This window comes from Runella sp. R0.1_18 (genome assembly GCF_057652155.1).
In genome coordinates, this window is record NZ_JBYFCK010000035.1 from 21,576 (window position 1) to 41,593 (window position 20,018).

Here is a 20,018-nt window from a genome sequence, read left to right on the forward strand (position 1 = left end):
TTCTATATTTTTTATGCAGTAATGCAATATTTTAAATATTTTCGCCTTATACATGATAAACTACCCCACTAGAAGTATAATATGAGTATGAGTTTTAAGCGAGGGCTTTCAGATGGTGATATTGTCGATGGAATTTTAGCTGGAGGAAGAGAACGAGACAAAGCGATTGAAGCTATTTATACACAAAATCGGAGTTTTCTAATAAAATTCCTGTCAAATCGCTCAAATACCAAAGACTATGTTAAACAGCCTGAGGATATTATTTGGGAATCGGTAGAAGCTTTAGTGCATAATATTATTGAGGGACGTTATGTTACCCAATCAAGTGCATCACTTTCGGCATACCTAACTACGATTTGTAAAAATTTATGGCATAAATTTCTAAGTCAGGAGTCTAACCGTGAAGAACGAGACGATAAATTTGCAAAAGAAATTTATGAGGACGAACCAGATATTAGTATTTTACTAGCTGAAAAAGAGAGGTGGGATAGGTACTTGGCCATTTTTGACAAAGCAGGGAAACACTGTAAACAAATTTTTACACTGTGGTTAGTGGAAGGAATGAGTGGTAAAGAAATGTCAGACATACTCATATCAGAAGGAAAACTCAAAAGCGAACAGAGTGTTAGGAACGCAAAAAGCGACTGCCTTGAAAAAGTGACATCTCAGTTGATGTCCCGATAATTTACAAAAACAATGAAACGAACTGAAGCAGAAATTCAACTGATAAGTAGCTACCTTCTGAGTCAACTTACGGAAGAACAGAAAAGAGCGTTTGAAGAAAGAATTGCGTCTGATAGCATTCTACAAGAAGATGTCACAAAATTAAAACTTCTGGCTCAAGTCACAGAACGGCAGTTACTAAGGGAAAAAATTCAACAAATTCAAGTAGCTAAATTTGCAGAATGGGCCAACGAAGAAACAACGATTGCGGTAAAAGTTATACCACTAAGAAATAGGTGGTTATTCACAAGACAACTAAGTGCTATAACTTCTGTAGCATCTATCGCAATTGTTATGGGTTATTTGTCATTTAGCGATGTAACTTATGAACCTATGGCTTTTTCAGAACGAAGTAATAATCATGTGATGAATGACCCCGTATTAGAGAAACTTAATAAAGCAGTCTCGTTAGTACAACACGGAAAATCTCTTGAAGCTACCTTGGTTTTTGACCAAATCGAAGAGATTCCCAATATACACCCTTATTACCGTGATGTGGCTACATGGTATGAAGTCGTAGCTCTACAAAAAACAGGTAAAAACCAACAAGCAAAAGATTTATTAGAACAAATTGAATCCAACCCTAAATTCCAATTTAACATACCAACAATTGATAAATGGAAAGTAAAGTGGAAATTGTTGTTTTAATTTTTTTGTTTTCTCCACAAATAATACCCACTTGCAAGTCCTATCAAAATAAACAATACTACAAACCATTTCCAATGGTTCTTTACTGAGCTTTCAATAGGATTCGTTCTTCCTATGAGTATTAAATTTGACCAGTAATAGGGGTGGTCATATCTTCGAGCAAGATGAGAACTCAAAAAGTCCAGCTTAGCACTTTGTAATGCCTGATCGATTGTAAGACCCTGATTAAGATAAACGTGTAACTTCGTTGAAATGTAAGCTGTTACGTCGTCATTGGCGTTCCAAAGAGTCGTAACTACCGAACGGGTACCTGCATACGCAAATGCCCTCGCAAGGGACATAACGCCTTCTCCTCTGTGTAACTTCCCTGCTCCCGTCTCGCAAGCACTCAAAACAACCAGCTGAGTATGGCTCAAATTCAAATCATACAATTCATTGGTAAAAAGACGGTACTCATTGCTATCAGGATAAAAAGCTATGAATGAGCGCATAGGGTCATTATCATTGGTCAGCGCATGTGTGGCAAAATGAATGATACCGTGATTTCGATATTGCTCCAAGAAGTGTTTTTTAGTAGCATCTTTAGCAAGATAAACATCACCACCAATCTGTTTTACCTCCCTTTCAGAGGCAGGAAGTGGTACAAGGGGGTTATCCCTAAAAGCACCATTGTTGGGTGCACTACCCGTAAAAGGGGCAATTGATAATCTCGAAGGATAAGACTTTGTTTTAAGGGTATCCAATAAAAGACTCACCGAATAAGCGTAACTGATTGCATACTTTTTTAGTAAATAATCATCAGGTTTAGCAGCTAATACTTCAAACGGCAAATAATTCAACTCTGTATCACGCACAATAATTAACCGCTTTTTGCTTGAAATCAATGGTATAATAGGTGTAATCAGATTAGTGTAAAGGTTTGCAGAAGATTGTTCACCTTCATACATTTTGCTTCCTGGATTTTGGCTTAACAATGTTCTAAATTGCAAAACTGATTTTCGGAAACTACTATCAACCCCCTGAACTACTACCTGTGAATGTTCACGTGTTAAAACCAATATATAAAGTTGAGTAGGTGTCAAAAAGTATTCAACTAAGGCTGCGTCATTACTAAGAAGTTTCTGTCTAATGTAATTTTTGTTAAATGACTGTGTAGCGTATTTAAGCTGAAAATAGGCGGGAAATTCTCTCTCAAATCGTTCGGTAAGTAGTTCTAATTCAAGTTCTTTATCTAGCAGCTGTGCTTTGTACTTTTTTGTATTGAGGCTGTCAATTTGCTGAATTATGACTTTTAAACTTGCTATCTGTTGAAATAATCTTTTCTCCTTGGCTAGTAACTTAGCAGGAATTGTTTTAGGCTTGATATCGGCTTCTCGAGTAATATCTGAGAGGATCGCAGCTCGGCTTTTTTCATAAAAATCATAGATAAGATTTTGGTAGAGAGGTTTATGCGTACGTTTATACATTTCGTGAGCAACCCGTATAGCTTGTTCATAAACTGAGTAGCTATTTTCAGTAAAGAATAATTTCGCTTCTGGAGATTGATAACTAAGTCTCATTCTATCGGCTAACTGTATAGCTAACTGATAGGTGTCCAAAGCTGCTTTTAAATCTTTTTCTTGGTGTGTTTGGTTGTGCAGTTGGCTGAAAGCACTGACCTTACCTAGAAGAGATAGAAAAAATTCACGCTCAATTAAAATATTATTCAAATCTGGGTTTTGATAAAAATCGTCACTTATAGAGTGTCGATGGCCTGCCTCTAGGGATTTTTGATAAAATGCTAATGCTTTTTTTGATTGGTTTTGTATAGTGTATAATTGAGCCATTTGCCCCAAGATATCGGCAGTTTCTATGCCTTTCGGGTTGTTTTTTTTGCTTATATTCAACGATAAGTGAAAACAATGAAGCGCCTTTGGCAATTGTGAAATTGCTTTATAATATATACCCAAAGCACGCCAGTAACGTTGCTCAAATAGTTGATTTGCAGAAACTTTACCCCCAACTTGGTTTAGTTTGTACTTTTTCCAGGAGACATTAATAGTTTTGAAAGCTGCTTGAAAATTTTGTAAGGCCAGATAACACTCTGCTAAATTGAGCCATATCCGTTCCGCATTGCTATTAATACGGCTAGATAGAGCCAGTTGGTAGTATTTTAACGAAGTATCATATTTTTTTTGATAAAATAAACTCAATGCCATGTTATTGAACAATACCCCTACATCAAAAGTTGAGACACGGGAAGATATGGAGAGTGTTTTTTGAAAATAAGTATCTGCCAGTTTAAAATCGTTCTCATGTAAAGCTCGAAGACCTCGATCAAGAAAATGATAGAGAGCTTCATCGCGGGTTTGAACCAGTTTACTTTTTTCAATAAGTGCATCTGCTTTATCAGCAAAATAATCAGCTGAATCACGTTTGTAAAGCCCATCATAAAAAATGGATAAATAACTCACAATACGAAACTCAATCGTATCATTTTGAAATTTTGGAAGTAAACTCAAAGCACTACGGCCTAATTGTACTGCTTTTAAAGTATTACCCTTGGTCAATTCTAGGGCAGCTAAGTCGGTGATAGCAAAGGCAAATTCTGCAAAATTTTTCTGTTGACGCCGTATTTCAACTACTTGGTGATACCATTTCTCTGCATCTTTGATATTCCCTTTTAAAAAACTAGAATCCGCTTTACGCTTATAATTAACCGCAACGTTTTGTTGTGCTATAACCTCTAAGTCATAGCACAACAAAACAATCATTAATAGTATGTATTTTGTTTGCACGTCTATGTTATTTAATTCCCCTCGCCTTTATCATCTGCTGAGGAGGGGTCTGGTGTGTAGCCAATATTAACTGGACAAACAGGGCATCCAAGCATGGTTTGGCCAGAGAAATCTTTATTTGAATTGGGTATAAAAATTTGAATGGGCAAAGCAAATTTGGTACCTATGCCTTTAAACTCATACTTGATATAATAAATTTGATTGCGTTTTGGTTTTGCTTTGGCTGTTGCAGTCAAGTCTATGAACCCTATAACTGGGTATCCTCCGATTGGGGCTGTTTTTTTACCAACTTTAATCTGCTGATAATCAGGCTTACCCATTCCCACTTTTATGACCGACGATGCTCCTTCAGTCCACACACGACTTTGGAAAACAGTAGGAACTTTATTGTAGTCCAAGTGTACTAAATACGCTTTACGGAGCATTGGTTCGCTTGCTTTGTAATGTCCTTCCAATATGGTATAAAAGTAATTCTTACTGATATTTGGTGCTACATAAATGAGGTCTGCGGTAATCATAGCTACTTGCTTCCCATTGATAGCTACTACCTTACGGTTATGTCCCCATAAGTCGATGTTTATCACACCATATGAAGTAAGATTGTTGAGATTAAAAAACATATCCTCCTTTATTTTACTGTTAGTTTGGCCTTGTGCTGCCTCTACAGCAGCCATAAACTCGGTCACATTGAAAGGTTTAGGCAATTCCTTCGTTATATACAACTTTATTTTATTACCTTCTACAACATAAAAAGCATTGCCAGAATTGGCTTGTGCTAATTTCAAGCTTTTGATGGGCTTTTGAAGCCAATCTGTCGTTGATTTAGCATCAATTTTTACATTAACATATTTGATTGAGGGTTGTTGGTTTGGCTGAACCGATAAGAAGCCTGTTACAAAAAGTGCGATAATTGCCAATAATGTTTTCATTCGATTGGTTTGTTTTTTACTTATACGTTAGGGTAGAAGTTATGTAACCAATTCTTGGTTATTTTTTTAATTCCGCTTTTGGAGATATTCCAATGCTCCTCAAAAGGCATCACTCAGTAACATTAAACAGTCGACATTTTTGGGGTAAGTAAAAAGCCTCTCATCATAGAGAGGAGAGGCTTTTACAACTATTCCTCATCAGATTCATCGTTTCGGATGGCTTTAGTTGCTCTGTGAAGCATCGAGAGTTGAGTTAGTTCAGCTAAAAAGTTTTGTTCTTTTCTTGATAGCGCATTTCGGAGTTGTAAACCTTCTCCGCCAATAATTCCAAGTCCAATCAAAATGTGCAAAATTTCGTCAATAATATTTATTATATCATCAACCCAGCCTGGAAGGCTACCAAAGATTAATTCCAAAATTTTTCTGATGATTTTTTTGATTTCTATCACTAAATCGGCGATGCTCATTCGAGTGATTATTGAAGTTGGGTTCGCTACCACAGCCTTGGCATTATCAAGAAGTAAGATACCCGATGAAATCTTCAAGAATCGTTCTGTTTCAACGATTCTTTGCTTACTTGCAACTGCATAAGAATCGTTTATGAAAGTAGCTAACTCTTTAAATTGCGCTTTAAATGCTGGAGCAAAAGTTTCAATACTCAGTTTGACATCTTCATCTTTGGCAGCTTTGAGTAACCCATCAATAATTTCAATGGGTAGTTTTTCGATTTTTTGTAAAAACTCTCCAATAATGCTTTTGGAAAGATTCGGTAATTCAGTTGATGGCATAGCAGTAAAAATTTAACAACACCCTACTTCCTATCAAGCCGTTTCGGGATTCTGCTTTGGATTATTTTATTTTTGACTTCAGGTTTTCAACCTCTTTTTTCAAGATTTCGACCTGCTTTACTAATTCTTCATACCGTTCACCAAACGCAGGTCTCGTATTAGTAGTAGCGCATACTTCGATGCAGGGGTCACCTTGAACGCGAGTTCGAAAGACATCCCCGTTTTCATCCACCATCAGTAAAAAGCCACAGTTTCTTTGAGGCAGATTTTGAAATCGAATATCAGCCACATTACGGCTATTGACGTGCAATAAGCGTTCTGGGCGAGTCACATTTGTTATTGTGCCATAGTTATCTAATCCTATTCCTACTCGCCCTGCATCACTAATTACCAGCGTATTTCTATTAAGTGGTCCTAAAATTATGTTACGACTATTTGGGGTATTAATATTAGAAGTGCTACCTGTGTTTATATACAAATTACCTCGTAGATTGGGTATATTTGATGTTTGGTTTACCCAAATCATAGCATCTCCTTTTTGAACAGAATATTCTCCACTGTTTGCAGTGACCCCAAGTTCAAGAGTCATATCTTCTGTAGAAATTCGTTGATTTGCTAAAGTGACTTTGTTAGTCCATATATGGTACCTAGCTCCAGGTGTTGTTGTTCCAACTCCTAGGCGCCCATCAGGTAACATCGTCATTTGTGGAGACACTCCATTGACCCACTGAAATGTAGGTCTATTTACAGAGCCAGCTCCAATCGCTGCCCCTTGGTAGCCCTGCTGAATAAACCCAACCCTTGATGTAAAAGTCATAATTGGAACATTACCATTATCTCTTCCTGTAGGTATGTTTGCCAATAAAGCGAGTCCTGCACCAGTCCCAGAATTTCCATGAATCATGGGAGTAAAGCCTTGGGGTAGCCCATTTGTCCCTCGTGCATTAGATATTCGAAGAAAATCATTGTTATAAATATTTCGTTGCCATGAAAACTCTGCAATAACACGTGGGTTGCTGTTATTATTGAAGATGACAGGTTGAGTAGCTCCAATAATTGGCGCTGAATTAATGGTTAATTGCGTTTGAGCAATTGAAACTACGCTCACCAAACAAAACATAAGTTTGGTCAACACGAACTTTATCTTATTCATTTGTGTAAAATTAAGTTTATAAAAACACCTACTCTATAAGCTTTTCGGTATCGGCTCCCACAATCTTTAAACCGCCAATGGGGGCGTATTACATTTCCTCACTTCGTAAATTTTAATGGGGCAATAGGAATCTTATTAGCCTTCAAAAATTCATTGACGGCCAACACCATTCGTACCTTTTGCTTTTCATCGGCTGTTTGATAGGCAGTCATGAAATCATCATTAATACCAGTACCAGGGTTCACTACTCTACCATATTGCATACTTTCCATGATTGGTGGCAAGTTGTATAGTCCACTAGGGTTGGCCAACGGAATCGCGTAACTGTAATTATCTAAATCACCCATCTGATTAATAGCAGGATCAAAAAAAGGCGTAAAATCATTTGGTAAAATGGTTCCTCGTTGCTCGGCAGTTAATAACACATTGGCATTTGTAGTGAGGTAATTTCCTGCCAACTTTGTGCTACTTCCCGTTACCCCACTTCCAGCACTTAACTGAGGTTCTGATACACACGATTGGAAAATTTCAATGTATCCTCTTATTTCAAGGTTGGCGTTTTCTCTTATGGTATCATCAAGTACATTCGGAAGCAATTGAAAAGAGCCTGTTTGGTTTCTTTCTAGTTTTACTGTAATAAACCCTGCCTTGGCTACGATAAAATTGTTGATTTCGCTCCGGATTTCAATTGGCCCATTGAGCAGACCAGCTTGAATTGCACCAGTAGCTTGACCGCCCGCAATATCATAAGCATACAAGTAATTATTGCCCATGATAGGATTTGGAGCAAGTATTCCAGTTATTGGATTGAGTTCTCTATTGGCTACTAAGTAGCCTGGATTACGGGTAGTAATTGTAGAATCTGATGGGTCATCGGTACTAAAAACAACTCTTATCTTTAAGTATACCCGTCGATTCGTTTGATTAGAGATGGTTAAAAAATAACCCTGAATAGCTCTACGAGCAATAGCATTTGTATCAATAAAATTAGGGTTGGATAGAACTCTTGGGGCAATTCTCTTAATCAGCAATTTAAAATTTGATACTAACATAATTCTACTTATTTCCGTTTTTACCTACTCTACAAGCTTTTCGGTATCCGCTCCCATGGTCTTTATGCCGCCAATGAGGTCCTGCTTGAACAAAGTGGTAGCTAGCCCCTTGATTTTTGAAGGAGTACACAACTTTGGATAATACTTTTTGATTAAAACTTTATGACTCTATTGAGCCACTAGACATTTCCACTCTGTTCCGTTATAAAGCCTTAGACAGTTATTGGTTGTATCAAAAATCAAGGCTCCTTTTGGAGGAGAGTTCAAAGAAGAGATAGCACTTGAGGAGAGTTGTGGAATGATCATAAAATTTGAGGTGATGGTTGTGGCTTGTGTTGGTTGTGACGACTGACCTATACACGTCCCCGTTAGAAGAAGCCCATTTCCCCAATCGCAGGGTGGTGTCAAGTCCGTCCCTGCTTTTGTATAAAGAGGGGTAATAGTTGGTCCATTTGCCCCAATAAAAACCTTATCAAGTTTCCAAGTGCTATTGACTCGGTAGATTCGATGCTGAGTAAATGGGACAGGTGAAGACAATGCCCAAGGAACATCAATGTAAATAGTACTCCCCGCATCACTATTAAAAACTTGGGAGTTTGAGGGGGTTCCTACATTGTAAGAGGTGTTAGCACTTGAAATAGTCGCTCCTATCACTGAGATTTGAGCATAGACAGGAGCAAGAGCGAAACAGAAAACAACAAATGCAGCGTATTTCTTCATAAGATAACAGGTAAATTAAATAAATAAAACATTGATTAACTTCCAAACGGGTAACTCTTACCATTTTGAGGAATTATACCTGATGTTCATTGATTTGTAACCTAGGCTTCAATTTTTTTTGATTTTTATGTATCATTATGCCTTTAACGGTCACTTGTATAGTTCAATATTTTTTATCAAAAAGCATAAAAATCAATATGTTACACTTTTTATTAGGAGGGTATGACCTTGAAATGATTGAGATTAGAAATTTACTTGAAGAGAATAATTTCCTATTTTCAGATAAAAATCTTAGTTGGGGTGCAAGTGTAGATAACTATAGTGATGTCATATTAGCCCATCCACTACACCATTTTGTAGGAGTAGAACTTGCAGTAAGAAATCCTTCCCTTTTACCCAAGTACTATATTGAAATCGATCACCACAATGATAAAGTTAATTTACCATCGTCGATAGAGCAAATTGCAACAATGCTCCAAATACCGCTGACAAGGTATCAACAACTTATAGCGGCTAATGATAAAGGCTACATTCCTGCGATGAGAGCCTTGGGAGCCACTGAGGAGGAAATCAGCACCATTCGGCATTTGGATAGAAAAACACAGGGGGTAACTCCAGAAATGGAGTTGATAGCTATTGAAGAACTCAACAACGTTCATTATTTAAATCACGATTTCATCACATTAAAAACGTCGTTGGACAAATTTTCGCCTCTAATTGATAGAATTAGTAAAAAAAAAGTACTTATTTATAACTCGAAAGTACTAAACTATTACGGGCAAGGGGTCAAAAATCTTGCTTTTAGCTTTAAAGATTTAATAGAAGCTCAAAAAATTTACCACGGTGGAGGTGACAATGGGTATTTTGGAACAGTGGTTGGCGCCTTTTCAGAATCTGAACTAAATTTTTTAATTTCTAAAATTATCGACCATGTCGCACGCTTCGATTCATAGTTACCACATTTTTTTGTTTCCATTTAAGTGGGAAATCTATCAGGGAAGTAAACACCAAGAAGCCCCACTTACCAAACGGGCGAACCTTGTTGAACTTTCCCAAAAAGTGAATGAAGATTTCTGGGAGAGGTTCACCTATCGCCCTCAAATTGATTCTGATGGTTTTCATAATTATGGTGAATTTGCGTATTTCTATGACCATACCCGCGACGTACTAAACCTCAACGAAGCCTATGAAGGAGTTAATTTAAAGCAATATCGCTATAAAGGGCTGTCGTTAAATGCTTGTTATGAGTTTAGTACTAAGGCAAAATCTTTCTCGCTCGAAATTGAAGATGTTTTACTCAATCTTTACGAAAATGGCGTGGGTGTCATATCTCTGTTTCTCAAAAACACTACTTACGAAAATAAAGAAGATATTTTTCTAATCAACGATTTTGGAAGGCGTATTTATCCACAATACTTGGGCGGCTACATTCCTCCCACCGATGCTCCCAAAGGAAGTTTTTTAGCTAATCAAATCAGCCTAAGCGGCGTAAATACGTGGTTGGGCAAACATGTTACTGAAGATTTTTCTCATTACAACTCTCTTGCTCATCTCCAAAATCAACCCTTTGTCTTACCCAAACATCTTTCCGCTTTTATGGGGGAAGGCTTTAAAACAATGCACCCTGGTTTAGATAAGGGAGAGATTGTGGTTAGCCCCATCATTGACGACCGAATGTTTACAGTTTGTATTTACTACAATCAAGAGTTTATTGAAAAATTAGCAAAACGTCCTTTATTTAATTCTACTACAAAAACTAAAAATGACGAATTCGGATATTCAGCAAATAGTGATTGGTATCAATTCATTTTTGTGGATGGTAGTAGTCCAAGCTGCTATAGCCCTGAAATGATGCGTGATCACATACAGAAAGCCACCTATGACCGTTGGTTAGCCTACCGAAATAAAAATCGGTTAGAAGGGCATCTTTTTGGAGTAAGCCGCTATTCCTTTGTGGTTGTAGCATCACCTGCTTGGTATAATCAGGTCATTGTTCGTAAACACATTTCGCACCAATATTTCCAACTCGTACTACTAAGTTTGGTTCAACGAGTTTATCTTATCAATTTTTCGGGAGAAGTAGCACGGATTTCGCAACGACTCAATGGTAAAACGACGCTGTTTAATACTGAAACAAAGGCCATATCGCAACTCTACCTGCTTTATATTCGGTTTGTAAATCGGATATTTTTTCGAGAAATAACTTCTCAGGAACAAGGTATTGAACTATATGATAAACTGCAAATCCAGATGCGTATTAGAGATGAGGTAAATGACCTTGATAAGGAAATCAGCGAACTTAATACCTACGCCGAAGCCCAACAACAAAACCGCCTGACTTGGATAGCAGGTATTTTCCTTCCTCCTTCATTAGTAGCGGGGATATTAGGAATGAATGCAATTATGGAGAACGGAGAGGATTTTAAAATTAACATTTGGATGGGAATTGGTCTCATACTTATGACCCTTATTTTTTCAAATTTTATTCTTTACCTATTTAAGCCAAAAAAATGAAAACAGAGCCTTTATTCAAAAACATCTTAATTGGCCTTTGTGCGCTAAGTATATTTATTGTTCTACTCTTTTCTTTCTGTTGTCACAGATTTGAAGAAACAGTTTATTCCCTCCTCATCTTATCTGTATGCTTTATTACCACCTTAGCTTGTCAGCTTTTATGGGCAAAATGGGAAGCTGAAAGAGCCTTAAAACAAGGAGAATTTGATAGAAAACAGCACATAAAACAGTTAGAAAGGCAAATAGAAGAACTCCAAAACAAACAACATTATCCAAAAACTAAAGAATTGTTGACTTTAGTAAAGGATTACAAAAAGGATAACTTCGAAAGTTTTAAGGAATTTATTGAATGGACTAAAAACCAATAATCGACATGTACAAGCTTGAATTCACCCTCCGCCAGCATACTCCACTGATACATTTTCAACATACCCAAGATGGAGCAACTCTAAGGGCTACCGAGGTAAAGCCTAAGTTGGATAGGTTTTTGATTGATAAACTAAAAAAGAATAATCAATTTGACTACAATTGGTTAATAGGCAGTGATGCTTCTAAGGAATCTTTGGATTATAAGTTATTCATCTATCCACACAAAGATTCTCGTAAAGAAAATATTGGAATCGAATTATATAATGCAGGTAATAGAGATAGGGGAGCTATTTCTCTTGTTTTAGCCAATATGGGCTTGCAACCTCAAGATAAAAACTATAAAAAGTTTATCTTATATAGTAATCCCCAAAATACTGGAGAGTTTATTGTAGAGATATTCAGCTTTCATACCAAGCTCTTGAACCAAATTAAAGAAACATTCTCTGACTTTATTTTTAGAAATAATTTCGGAAATCGTCAAACCAAAGGCTTTGGGTCTTTTTACATACATGAAAAAGAATCTATTTTCAAAAACTCTACATCAAAATATTGGTTTTCGATTGATCTGTCAAATTATACTAATTCAGAAATGGAAAGGCGTATATTTGCCTTATGAATTACGACTCAAAGATACACGAAAGTATAGATTACCTGTTAGAACAAGAGCGCAAGAGCTCCTTGTCTTTGATTAGAGATCGAGTGCGTTTTATTCGCTTGTTGAAAAGCGGCGAAGCAAAAACACAATCTGGTGCTGGTCAATTGATTGGTTTATGTGAACGTCAGTCCCAACGGCTTTGGCGCATTTACCAGCAAGAAGGACTTGCAGGCTTGCAAAAAAAGCCATCTTGGGGATATTGGGGTAAGTTAAGTAGTGTTCAGCTAACCCAACTTCGTCAATTTTTACTAGATGACCAAGCCGAAACATTAGCCGACATACAAGCCTATTTAAAAAACAATTTGGGCGTAAGTTATACTATTGGTGGAGTAAGCGACTTATGTAAACGCCTAAAAATCAAACTAAAAACGGGCCGCCCAGTCAATGTTCGTCAGCAAGCTGGGGCCATAGAAGAATTTAAAAAAAATTCAAAGATCTAAGGCAAAGCTATGCTGATGAGCTCATATTTTTCCATGATGAACTTAGGGCGGGTACACGCACAGAATTGAGTCGTAAATGGGCTCCGATAGGCCACAGGCCTATTGCTCCTGTGAAGATAGGCTATGAAAACACCTATTTATATCTAACGATTTGTCCATTTACAGGCGAAGGATTTGGGGCTTTTTTACCCAGACTTAACAGCAAATGCTTTGCATGGTTTGTGGCTAAAATTCAGCAAGAATTAACCGAAAAAGGCTTGTCACAAAAAGCCCTTTTTATTGCCGACGGGGCAACTGCTCATAAAGAAGAACTCTTTGATAAACAAAGGATTGTGTTTGAAAAACTACCCGCTGCTTGTCCAGAACTTAATCCTGTAGAGCGCCTGTTCAAGGAAATACGTAAGAGCCTGAAAAACAAAGTTTTTGAAACGCTGGAATTTGCCCAAAAGTGTATTCAAAAAGTTGTAAAAGAGCTTTGTTATGAGGAGGGAAAGATTACTTCAATAACCTGTTTCCCTTATCTGAAAAATACGACATAATAATATTTAATTAGTATTACATTTCTAATGAAGAAAAAATTAAACACGTTTTTGAGCATATTCACTTATTATGGAAGGCACTTCGGTCAGGGTTTAACGATGGTTACAAAGACAGAAATACCCAACAATTTAATACAACATTTTATTTCAAATCTCTAATGTTTGCTTATGCTAAGTCAAAGAGAATACAATGGGAAAAGAAAACTATAAAGAATATTATTTTTCAGAATCAATTACAACAACAAAAAGACAGACGGAAAAATATTGCCAGATCCTTGAATCGTCAAATTAGCGACCAAGATTTTAATAAAGAATTTCCACTTTTCTTTCAATCAAATTTCAAATACTTGATGAAAGATATGCTCGGACTTGCTATTGAAGAAGAATGGATTGCAGAATATAATGACAAGTTAACAAAGAGACATGTACGAAAAGAAGATGATGCATGGAAAAGCCATGATGACAAAATAGAACGCTATGCCTCTCCTATTACTTTTAAACCAATTTTTGATGAGCAAAAAAACAGATGCCAAGTATTTATTTTCATCAAGCCCATGCCTTCTGAAATGAGAGAGCAATGGTTTGAAATAAAGAATAATACAGGCACAACAGTATATTTACAGATACCCAAATCAGAGGTAGCCAATCTTACTGACTTTTTTTTATTTCTTTTTCAAAAAAAAGGCGGCATATATGCTTTCGATTTATCAAATCATATAGAAAACCGCTTCAAGATGCAATATGATAGAGACAAGCGAAAAGAAGTAGAGCATCCTAAATGGGTAACTATTCAAAAGATTATCAATGAAATTAGGAGCAATTACAACAAATGAACAAACCCATGAACCAATACCTCGCCATCACCCTCGGCCCTATTTACGAGACCTTTCGAAGTGTGCGACACACGCGCGAAGTATGGGGTGCCAGTTATCTGTTTTCCTACATTGCCAAGCGTATCATAGAAAAACTATGCGAGAATGGTGATACAGCTGCCAATGCGCATCATTTTGTCCAACCTAATATTTCAGACGAACGACTTTTTGAAAAAAATCAAAAGATGGGCGTTGGGCTTTTTCCTGACCGCATCATTGTCAATGCTGAAATTTTAAAAGGAAAGGATTTTGAAACAGAGATAAAAAGTAAAATCATTGATGAGTTAGCGAACTTGATGGGCGATACACAAGGGTTTTTGAAAAACTACCTTCGTATAGACTGGTGTTTTTGTGAAGTTAAAGAATCCGAAAACCCTATAAAAATAGCCGCTGCTTATTTGGAAAGTGCCGAGCTGCAACCCCGAATTGTCAGCAGTTTTGATTTAAAACTTGAAAACAAAAATGGAAGTACACTCCAAGCCAATGTCTTGAAGTTGTTCATGAAAGCCGTCAATAAAAACGGTTTTTTAAAAGAACATTATCAAGAAAAAGATGTAAACAATACTGAACGTTTTGAATCTCTGGTGGAAATTTCTACCCGTGAACTTTGGAAAAAAGATGATGCCGTTAAAAGTAAATACATAAAATTGGTGAACCAATATTTATGGAAAGACGATGAAGACGTTGACTCAGACGGTGATTTTGTCAAAGCATTACAAAAAGATTTTAAAGACGATTTCAAGACCTACCACAAATACGTATGCGTTGTCAAAGCTGACGGTGATGGTATCGGCAAACTTATCACTGGATTTACGGCGAACGACAAAATTGCGCAAATAGGAAATCTATCAAAAGGTTTGCTCGAATGGGGCCTCGAAGTAAAAGACACCATTCGTAAGTATGGAGGCGTACCTATCTACGTAGGTGGTGATGATTTATTATTTTTTGCGCCTATCTGCAATAGTTATTCTACAACTGCTTCCCAAAATATCTTTTCCTTACTGAAACAAATCAAAAAATCTTTCGAGGATAAGTTTGAAACGAATTGGAGTACCAATGGTGGAGACAAGGTTTCCTTGTCGTTTGGGCTATCCATAACTTACTACAAATTCCCACTATCGGAGGCTATAGAAAAGGCAGGCAAACTGTTGACACTGACAAAAGATGCAAGTAACAATAGTAATGGTGAAAAAGGCGGGAAATTAGCCATTAGTTTCCTCAAAAATAGTGGTAGTACATTTGATTTTGAGCTCAAACTGAAAGAAGATGACGCACTGCAAATGGCTTTTGGGGAACTATACAACACCATGACATCTGACCAATCTTTTCTGAATGGGGTCAATTTTAAACTCCGAGACAATCAAGAACTTATTGAGAAGCTAGCCGACAGTGAAAGCCGTTTACTGAATGTTTTTGTCAATGTTTTTGAAGAAGAAATAATCCCAACTAAGCGCAAAGCCAAAGACGAGTACCTAATGGTTCTCCGTGAATTTTTGCGCCTATCTTTCAACAAGTCGTACCATCGAAACAAAAATACTCGACAAAACCGTATGAAAGAAGGTACTATACTGGCCATGCGAGAAGTGTTTTCGGCTGTACGTTTTGCCAAATTTTTGCGTGGTTACGAAGAACTAAAAGACTAACTTTATGACTAATCAAACAACTTACTTCATCCAGCTCCGTCCGCGTGGTCGCTTCTTTTTTGGGGGTGACCGTGCGTTTACCGCCACGGGCGAGGCCGTTTATAGTGCCGAATCGTTGTATTTCCCTCAGCAAACTGCCTTGTTGGGTATGTTGCGCTATACCCTACTCAGGCAAGATCCCAAGGCAGCCATAGGCAACGGATTTGAACACGATGCTGAGGCACAAAATTGGGGTGGAATTTTGGAACTATCTCCTATTTTTTTGATAGATACGCTCACTCAGAAAAAGTGGTTGCCATTGGGAATGAATTTTCAACAAGACCCAAAATCTAAAGAAGTTGTTGAATTAAAAGCTCCTGTTGATAAAAAAATAGAGAATTTTAATCCTAAAAATGGATTTCTCAAAAATCAATGGACCAATGGAACTGATGTTTGCTCAGTTGAAGATTTCTTTACTGAAATCGAAACCGTGGGAAATAAGAAAGACCGACAGGGCAAATCACAGATTGAAGGTTTTTTCAAGCAAAAGGCTTACTGCTTGAAAAAACGTTTAAACAACAAGCCTGTTGATTTTAGTTTTGGATTTTATGCTTCTTTCAAACAACCACAGGCATTTGATAAAGTGCCATCAGTAGTACTGGGCATTGACCAATCGACTTTTAGCTTTTCAGCAAAAATAGAGGCTTCTCCCTTTAACGAAAATCAAACCCCCTCGGGAGTTAAAAAGTTGGTGTTGATAAGCGATGCCTACATCCCAAACTACGCTGAGCTGCAAGCCCAATGTGATTTTATTTTGGGAGTTAGCGTTCCCTTTCGTTATATGACTCCTGTTAAAAACAATAACTACTTTACCGAAAAACGACGGACAAATCAACAGTTTAACTTATTGGCGCGGGGTACAGTCATATATCCAAGAGATGTTGACAAAGTTATCAATTTATTACAAAGCCCCACTGCCTTTCGGCAGGTAGGGTACAATCATTTCAAAATCTCATAAAATCATGTCTGTCCAACTTTTCACTCTCATACCACAATCAAACCTCCACGCAGGTGCAGGTAGTTCTAATTACGGGGTTATTGATAATCTCGTGCAACGTGATGTAACCGACCAATACCCTTGTGTGTTTGCCAGCAGCCTCAAAGGGGCTTTTCGGGAACATTATGAAGAAGTCCTTAAAAAAAATGCTCCTGAAACCGAAGCCATTTTTGGAGGCACTGAAAAAAAGGGGGGATATATTTTCTCAGATGCACATTTATTGGCTCTGCCTGTTAGGAGCAACCAACGTGCTTATTTCATGGCTACCTGTCCAGCACTTTTGCAAAAGTTTCTGGATGTAGTAACGAAAGATTATGGCCTTTCAAATCCTATAATTACAGCTCTCACTGCCGAAGTTGAGTTAATCAAAAGGGTGTCAGCATTACCAAAAATTATCGGTCAGCCAATACAGAACCTAAAAATTGAAGATTTTGCCAATGTCGGGAATGATGTAGTAAATATACCCAAGTTCAAAGCACTGTTAGGTAACGATATCGTATTACTCTCAAATGATGATATGCAGTACCAATGCTCCGACTATGCCTTGCCAGTGCTGGCTCGCAACTGCTTAGACAATGGCCAAAGCACCAACCTTTGGTACGAACAAATCATTCCAAGAAAGACAGTCTTTTATTTCTTGGCTGAAAATATGACCAGTAGTCACACTTTCGATATAGGAAATAAACTTGTACAAATAGGGGGTAATGCCACGGTAGGTTATGGACGGTGTCAAATTTCTAAACTTTAAAAACACATGAGAAAGATAACCAATCTGATGGACAAGGCAGAAGCTGCACTCCTCCAAGAATACGAGATAAAGGGTAAAAAGCACCAACTTGTTAAAGATAAGGCCATAATTGAAAAATCGAAAGTGAGTGCCATTGCGGGATTTGGTGCGGTAGTTATCAACTTGGATCTGTTACCGGCGTTAGCCGTTTATGAGAACAATCACCCCGAAATTGTCAAAGCCTTGGGTAAAGTAATAGAAAAGGACAATCTTTTTGACCAAGCAAAAGCAACCGCCAAAGGAACACTCACCGCGCAACGTCTGCTCAAAGAACAGGTAATAGATGCATCAGTAGCTCTTAAAATCATGGCCAGAACTTTTAAAATAAATGATGATGAAAACAAATAAGAACTTCGGCTATTTGTTTGGGAAAGATTACTATAAAGGTTTTGACTACGATTTCAAACAAAATTATCAGAGTGATAAGGCCAAAGAGAAGTATTTTAATGGTTTTTTTGACCCAAAGCATGCTCCCTTTTTCGATACGGAGTTTGAAGAAAACGAGATTCCTATTGATCCCACAAACCAATTTGATCTTACTACCCGATACCCTGGACTTACACTTGGTACGGGTTACGGTCATGGTGTAAAGGGCGTGAGTGGTGATTTTAAAATCGGATTTTCGTTTGATTATACTACAGGACTGCCCATCATTCCTGGTAGCAGTCTCAAAGGTACTTTGCGGTCGGTCTTCCCGAATGAAAAAGGTGCACACGTTCATAAAAATGTGTCGCAGGAGATAAAAAGCGAAAAGCGAAAGTATATCCGAACAATACTAAAGGTAGCCGATGACTTTGATGTAGATGCCTTAGAATTAGAAATTTTTGAGGGAAAAGTAGAAGGCAAATACCTACCAATGAGTCAGCATGATATTTTTTTGGATGCTGAGATTGTAAAGCCTAATACACAAGGTTTAATTTTTGGCGACGACTACATCACGCCCCACGTGGATACTGAAACTCGCCGCCCCGCCCCGCTCAAAAATCCAACGCCCTTGCGATTTTTGAAAATACTTCCTAACGTAACCTTTAGATTTTCGTTTGAATTAAAAGACGGACTTATCTCAACCGCCGCCCAAAAACTCGCTCTTTTCCAACAAATCCTCCTCGACCTCGGCATTGGTGCCAAAACAAACGTTGGCTATGGCCGACTTAAACCTCCTAAATAGCTATGTCTGCTTCGCTACTGACTGTCGTTTTTGAAAATCAATATGTTCAAACCCACGACATACCCCAATGGCGGCGGGTGGTTAATGATGTGGTAGGATGGCAAGAGCCACTCCTGCACAATCATACCCCTGAAAGGGGGGAGTATCACCGCTACCCGTTGGTACAATATCGCGCCATTGATGGTTTGGGGGCATTGGTTGCCATAGGAGAGGGTGCGAGTGTATTGCTCCGTATTTTACCTTTGCTTCAAGCCGAACTTGGCAAGGCTCACTTGGATTTGGACCAAGCCCAGGTCACAGAGGCAGGTCGTGTACAGTATTCGCTTTACCGATGGTTGGCGCTTAGTCCAGTCAATTATAAAGAATGGCAACAAACTCGTTCGCTCATTGAGCATTTGCAGTTGTTGGAACGTGTGCTTACTGGTCAGTTGATAGGCCTACTCAAAACGCTCGAAATAGCTCCCTTGCCCGTGGTGAAGGTATGTATTGAACACCTCGATGAATTGGGGCATTTCAGTATTCCGACCGATAAAGGGGAGGTGCAGCATTTGGCTTTTGATGTAAAGTTTAACGCTACGGTGCGTTTACCCTTGCATCAGTTAGGCATCGGGAAGTTTAGCTCCAAAGGCTATGGTATTTTACACAGTTTGCCCACTCCCAAACGCCCATACAATGAGCCAACTCAACAAAACAAAAAAGGTCAGGAGGCTCGCTGAAATTTTCAGCAAGCTTACCTCAACCGCCGAAGTGGGGCAGTTTTTGGGAATATCTCCGCATCAACTTACCCTTATGGCGGAGTTTCCAGCGTATCGGTGTTTTACAATTCCGAAAAAAAACGGGGGGCACAGAATTATTGAAGACCCTCAAAAAAACCTCAAAAAAACACTTCAACGCCTCAACGACGCGCTGCAATGCAGCTACTTTTGCTACAAAACCCACGCAGCCTACGGATTTTTGATTAACCCCGACGACGACCCCGACCCGCGTAATATCCTTACCAATGCTCAAAAACACATCGGTAAACCTTGGCTATTGAATGTGGATTACGTGGACTTTTTTCACTCAGTGAGCACCCACAATGTAGCCAATTTAATGCTTTCGGATTATTTCTCGTTCGACGAGCCTACGGTGAGTATTCCGATAGTAATTGAGCAGGGTATTCCGATGCAATTTGCGCAGCTGTGGATAACTTAGAGAAGTGTTGC

Annotated in this window: 22 protein-coding genes; 16 read left to right on the forward strand and 6 right to left on the reverse strand. The window is 38.1% G+C overall.

The window, feature by feature from the left end; genetic code table 11:
- Window positions 1-87 precede the first annotated feature (87 nt).
- Both AC23P2_RS29770 and AC23P2_RS29775 read left to right on the forward strand, forming a co-directional pair.
- The gene (locus AC23P2_RS29770) at window positions 88-684 is read left to right on the forward strand and encodes an RNA polymerase sigma factor (RefSeq protein WP_487776568.1); all 597 of its coding nucleotides are present in this window, start codon (window positions 88-90) and stop codon (window positions 682-684) included.
- A gap of 12 nt (window positions 685-696) precedes the next feature.
- Entirely contained in the window at window positions 697-1,371 is a 675-nt protein-coding gene (locus AC23P2_RS29775; RefSeq protein ID WP_487776569.1) for a hypothetical protein, read from the forward strand.
- On the opposite strand, the gene AC23P2_RS29780 is transcribed toward AC23P2_RS29775, so the two are convergent.
- From AC23P2_RS29780 to AC23P2_RS29805, 6 genes are all read right to left on the reverse strand, one after another.
- On the reverse strand, window positions 1,368-4,148 hold the full coding sequence (locus AC23P2_RS29780; protein ID WP_487776570.1) for a CHAT domain-containing protein: 2,781 nt from the start codon (window positions 4,146-4,148) through the stop codon (window positions 1,368-1,370). The genes AC23P2_RS29775 and AC23P2_RS29780 overlap by 4 nt on opposite strands.
- An 11-nt stretch (window positions 4,149-4,159) precedes the next feature.
- Window positions 4,160-5,077 carry a hypothetical protein gene (locus tag AC23P2_RS29785; RefSeq protein WP_487776571.1) on the reverse strand — a complete coding sequence of 306 codons (918 nt, stop codon included), beginning with the start codon at window positions 5,075-5,077 and terminating at the stop codon, window positions 4,160-4,162.
- A 188-nt stretch (window positions 5,078-5,265) separates the two neighbouring features.
- On the reverse strand, window positions 5,266-5,865 hold the full coding sequence (locus AC23P2_RS29790) for a hypothetical protein (protein WP_487776572.1): 600 nt from the start codon (window positions 5,863-5,865) through the stop codon (window positions 5,266-5,268).
- 61 nt (window positions 5,866-5,926) lie between these two features.
- Window positions 5,927-7,018 carry a hypothetical protein gene (locus AC23P2_RS29795; RefSeq protein ID WP_487776573.1) on the reverse strand — a complete coding sequence of 364 codons (1,092 nt, stop codon included), beginning with the start codon at window positions 7,016-7,018 and terminating at the stop codon, window positions 5,927-5,929.
- 98 nt (window positions 7,019-7,116) lie between these two features.
- On the reverse strand, window positions 7,117-8,070 hold the full coding sequence (locus AC23P2_RS29800; protein ID WP_487776574.1) for a hypothetical protein: 954 nt from the start codon (window positions 8,068-8,070) through the stop codon (window positions 7,117-7,119).
- Between the two features lie 168 nt (window positions 8,071-8,238).
- On the reverse strand, window positions 8,239-8,790 hold the full coding sequence (locus AC23P2_RS29805; RefSeq protein WP_487776575.1) for a hypothetical protein: 552 nt from the start codon (window positions 8,788-8,790) through the stop codon (window positions 8,239-8,241).
- A 137-nt stretch (window positions 8,791-8,927) separates the two neighbouring features.
- Here AC23P2_RS29805 and AC23P2_RS29810 point away from each other — a divergent pair, with 137 nt between their 5' ends.
- Genes AC23P2_RS29810 through AC23P2_RS29875 form a run of 14 tightly spaced genes read left to right on the forward strand, consistent with a single transcriptional unit; the run spans window position 8,928 to window position 20,007 of the window.
- Window positions 8,928-9,743: a hypothetical protein gene (locus AC23P2_RS29810; RefSeq protein WP_487776576.1), complete on the forward strand. Its 816-nt coding sequence runs from the start codon at window positions 8,928-8,930 to the stop codon at window positions 9,741-9,743.
- On the forward strand, window positions 9,721-11,304 hold the full coding sequence (locus tag AC23P2_RS29815; RefSeq protein ID WP_487776577.1) for a CorA family divalent cation transporter: 1,584 nt from the start codon (window positions 9,721-9,723) through the stop codon (window positions 11,302-11,304). Before AC23P2_RS29810 ends, AC23P2_RS29815 begins: the two co-directional genes overlap by 23 nt.
- Entirely contained in the window at window positions 11,301-11,672 is a 372-nt protein-coding gene (locus AC23P2_RS29820) for a hypothetical protein (protein WP_487776578.1), read from the forward strand. The genes AC23P2_RS29815 and AC23P2_RS29820 overlap by 4 nt, the downstream gene beginning before the upstream one ends.
- 5 nt (window positions 11,673-11,677) lie before the next feature.
- Entirely contained in the window at window positions 11,678-12,289 is a 612-nt protein-coding gene (locus AC23P2_RS29825) for a hypothetical protein (RefSeq protein ID WP_487776579.1), read from the forward strand.
- Complete coding sequence (locus AC23P2_RS29830; RefSeq protein ID WP_487758543.1) at window positions 12,286-12,768, forward strand: helix-turn-helix domain-containing protein; 483 nt, start codon at window positions 12,286-12,288, stop codon at window positions 12,766-12,768. Before AC23P2_RS29825 ends, AC23P2_RS29830 begins: the two co-directional genes overlap by 4 nt.
- 23 nt (window positions 12,769-12,791) lie before the next feature.
- Window positions 12,792-13,307, forward strand: coding sequence for a transposase (locus AC23P2_RS29835; protein ID WP_487776587.1), 516 nt, complete (start codon window positions 12,792-12,794; stop codon window positions 13,305-13,307).
- Window positions 13,308-13,366: 59 nt separating this feature from the next.
- A complete protein-coding gene (locus tag AC23P2_RS29840; protein ID WP_487776588.1) occupies window positions 13,367-14,140 on the forward strand; it encodes a hypothetical protein in 774 nt (257 codons plus the stop codon).
- 8 nt (window positions 14,141-14,148) lie between these two features.
- A complete protein-coding gene (cas10, locus tag AC23P2_RS29845) occupies window positions 14,149-15,822 on the forward strand; it encodes a type III-B CRISPR-associated protein Cas10/Cmr2 (RefSeq protein WP_487776580.1) in 1,674 nt (557 codons plus the stop codon).
- A gap of 4 nt (window positions 15,823-15,826) precedes the next feature.
- Complete coding sequence (locus tag AC23P2_RS29850; RefSeq protein WP_487776581.1) at window positions 15,827-16,819, forward strand: type III-B CRISPR module-associated Cmr3 family protein; 993 nt, start codon at window positions 15,827-15,829, stop codon at window positions 16,817-16,819.
- Window positions 16,820-16,823: 4 nt separating this feature from the next.
- Window positions 16,824-17,606: a type III-B CRISPR module RAMP protein Cmr4 gene (cmr4, locus tag AC23P2_RS29855; RefSeq protein ID WP_487776582.1), complete on the forward strand. Its 783-nt coding sequence runs from the start codon at window positions 16,824-16,826 to the stop codon at window positions 17,604-17,606.
- 6 nt (window positions 17,607-17,612) lie between these two features.
- Window positions 17,613-17,993 carry a hypothetical protein gene (locus AC23P2_RS29860; protein WP_487776583.1) on the forward strand — a complete coding sequence of 127 codons (381 nt, stop codon included), beginning with the start codon at window positions 17,613-17,615 and terminating at the stop codon, window positions 17,991-17,993.
- Window positions 17,974-18,813: a type III-B CRISPR module RAMP protein Cmr6 gene (gene cmr6, locus AC23P2_RS29865; protein ID WP_487776584.1), complete on the forward strand. Its 840-nt coding sequence runs from the start codon at window positions 17,974-17,976 to the stop codon at window positions 18,811-18,813. Before AC23P2_RS29860 ends, cmr6 begins: the two co-directional genes overlap by 20 nt.
- Window positions 18,814-18,815: 2 nt before the next feature.
- Window positions 18,816-19,529, forward strand: a complete 714-nt coding sequence (locus AC23P2_RS29870; RefSeq protein ID WP_487776585.1) for a CRISPR-associated endonuclease Cas6 — start codon at window positions 18,816-18,818, stop codon at window positions 19,527-19,529.
- Window positions 19,486-20,007, forward strand: a complete 522-nt coding sequence (locus AC23P2_RS29875) for an RNA-dependent RNA polymerase family protein (RefSeq protein ID WP_487776586.1) — start codon at window positions 19,486-19,488, stop codon at window positions 20,005-20,007. The genes AC23P2_RS29870 and AC23P2_RS29875 overlap by 44 nt, the downstream gene beginning before the upstream one ends.
- Window positions 20,008-20,018 lie beyond the last annotated feature (11 nt).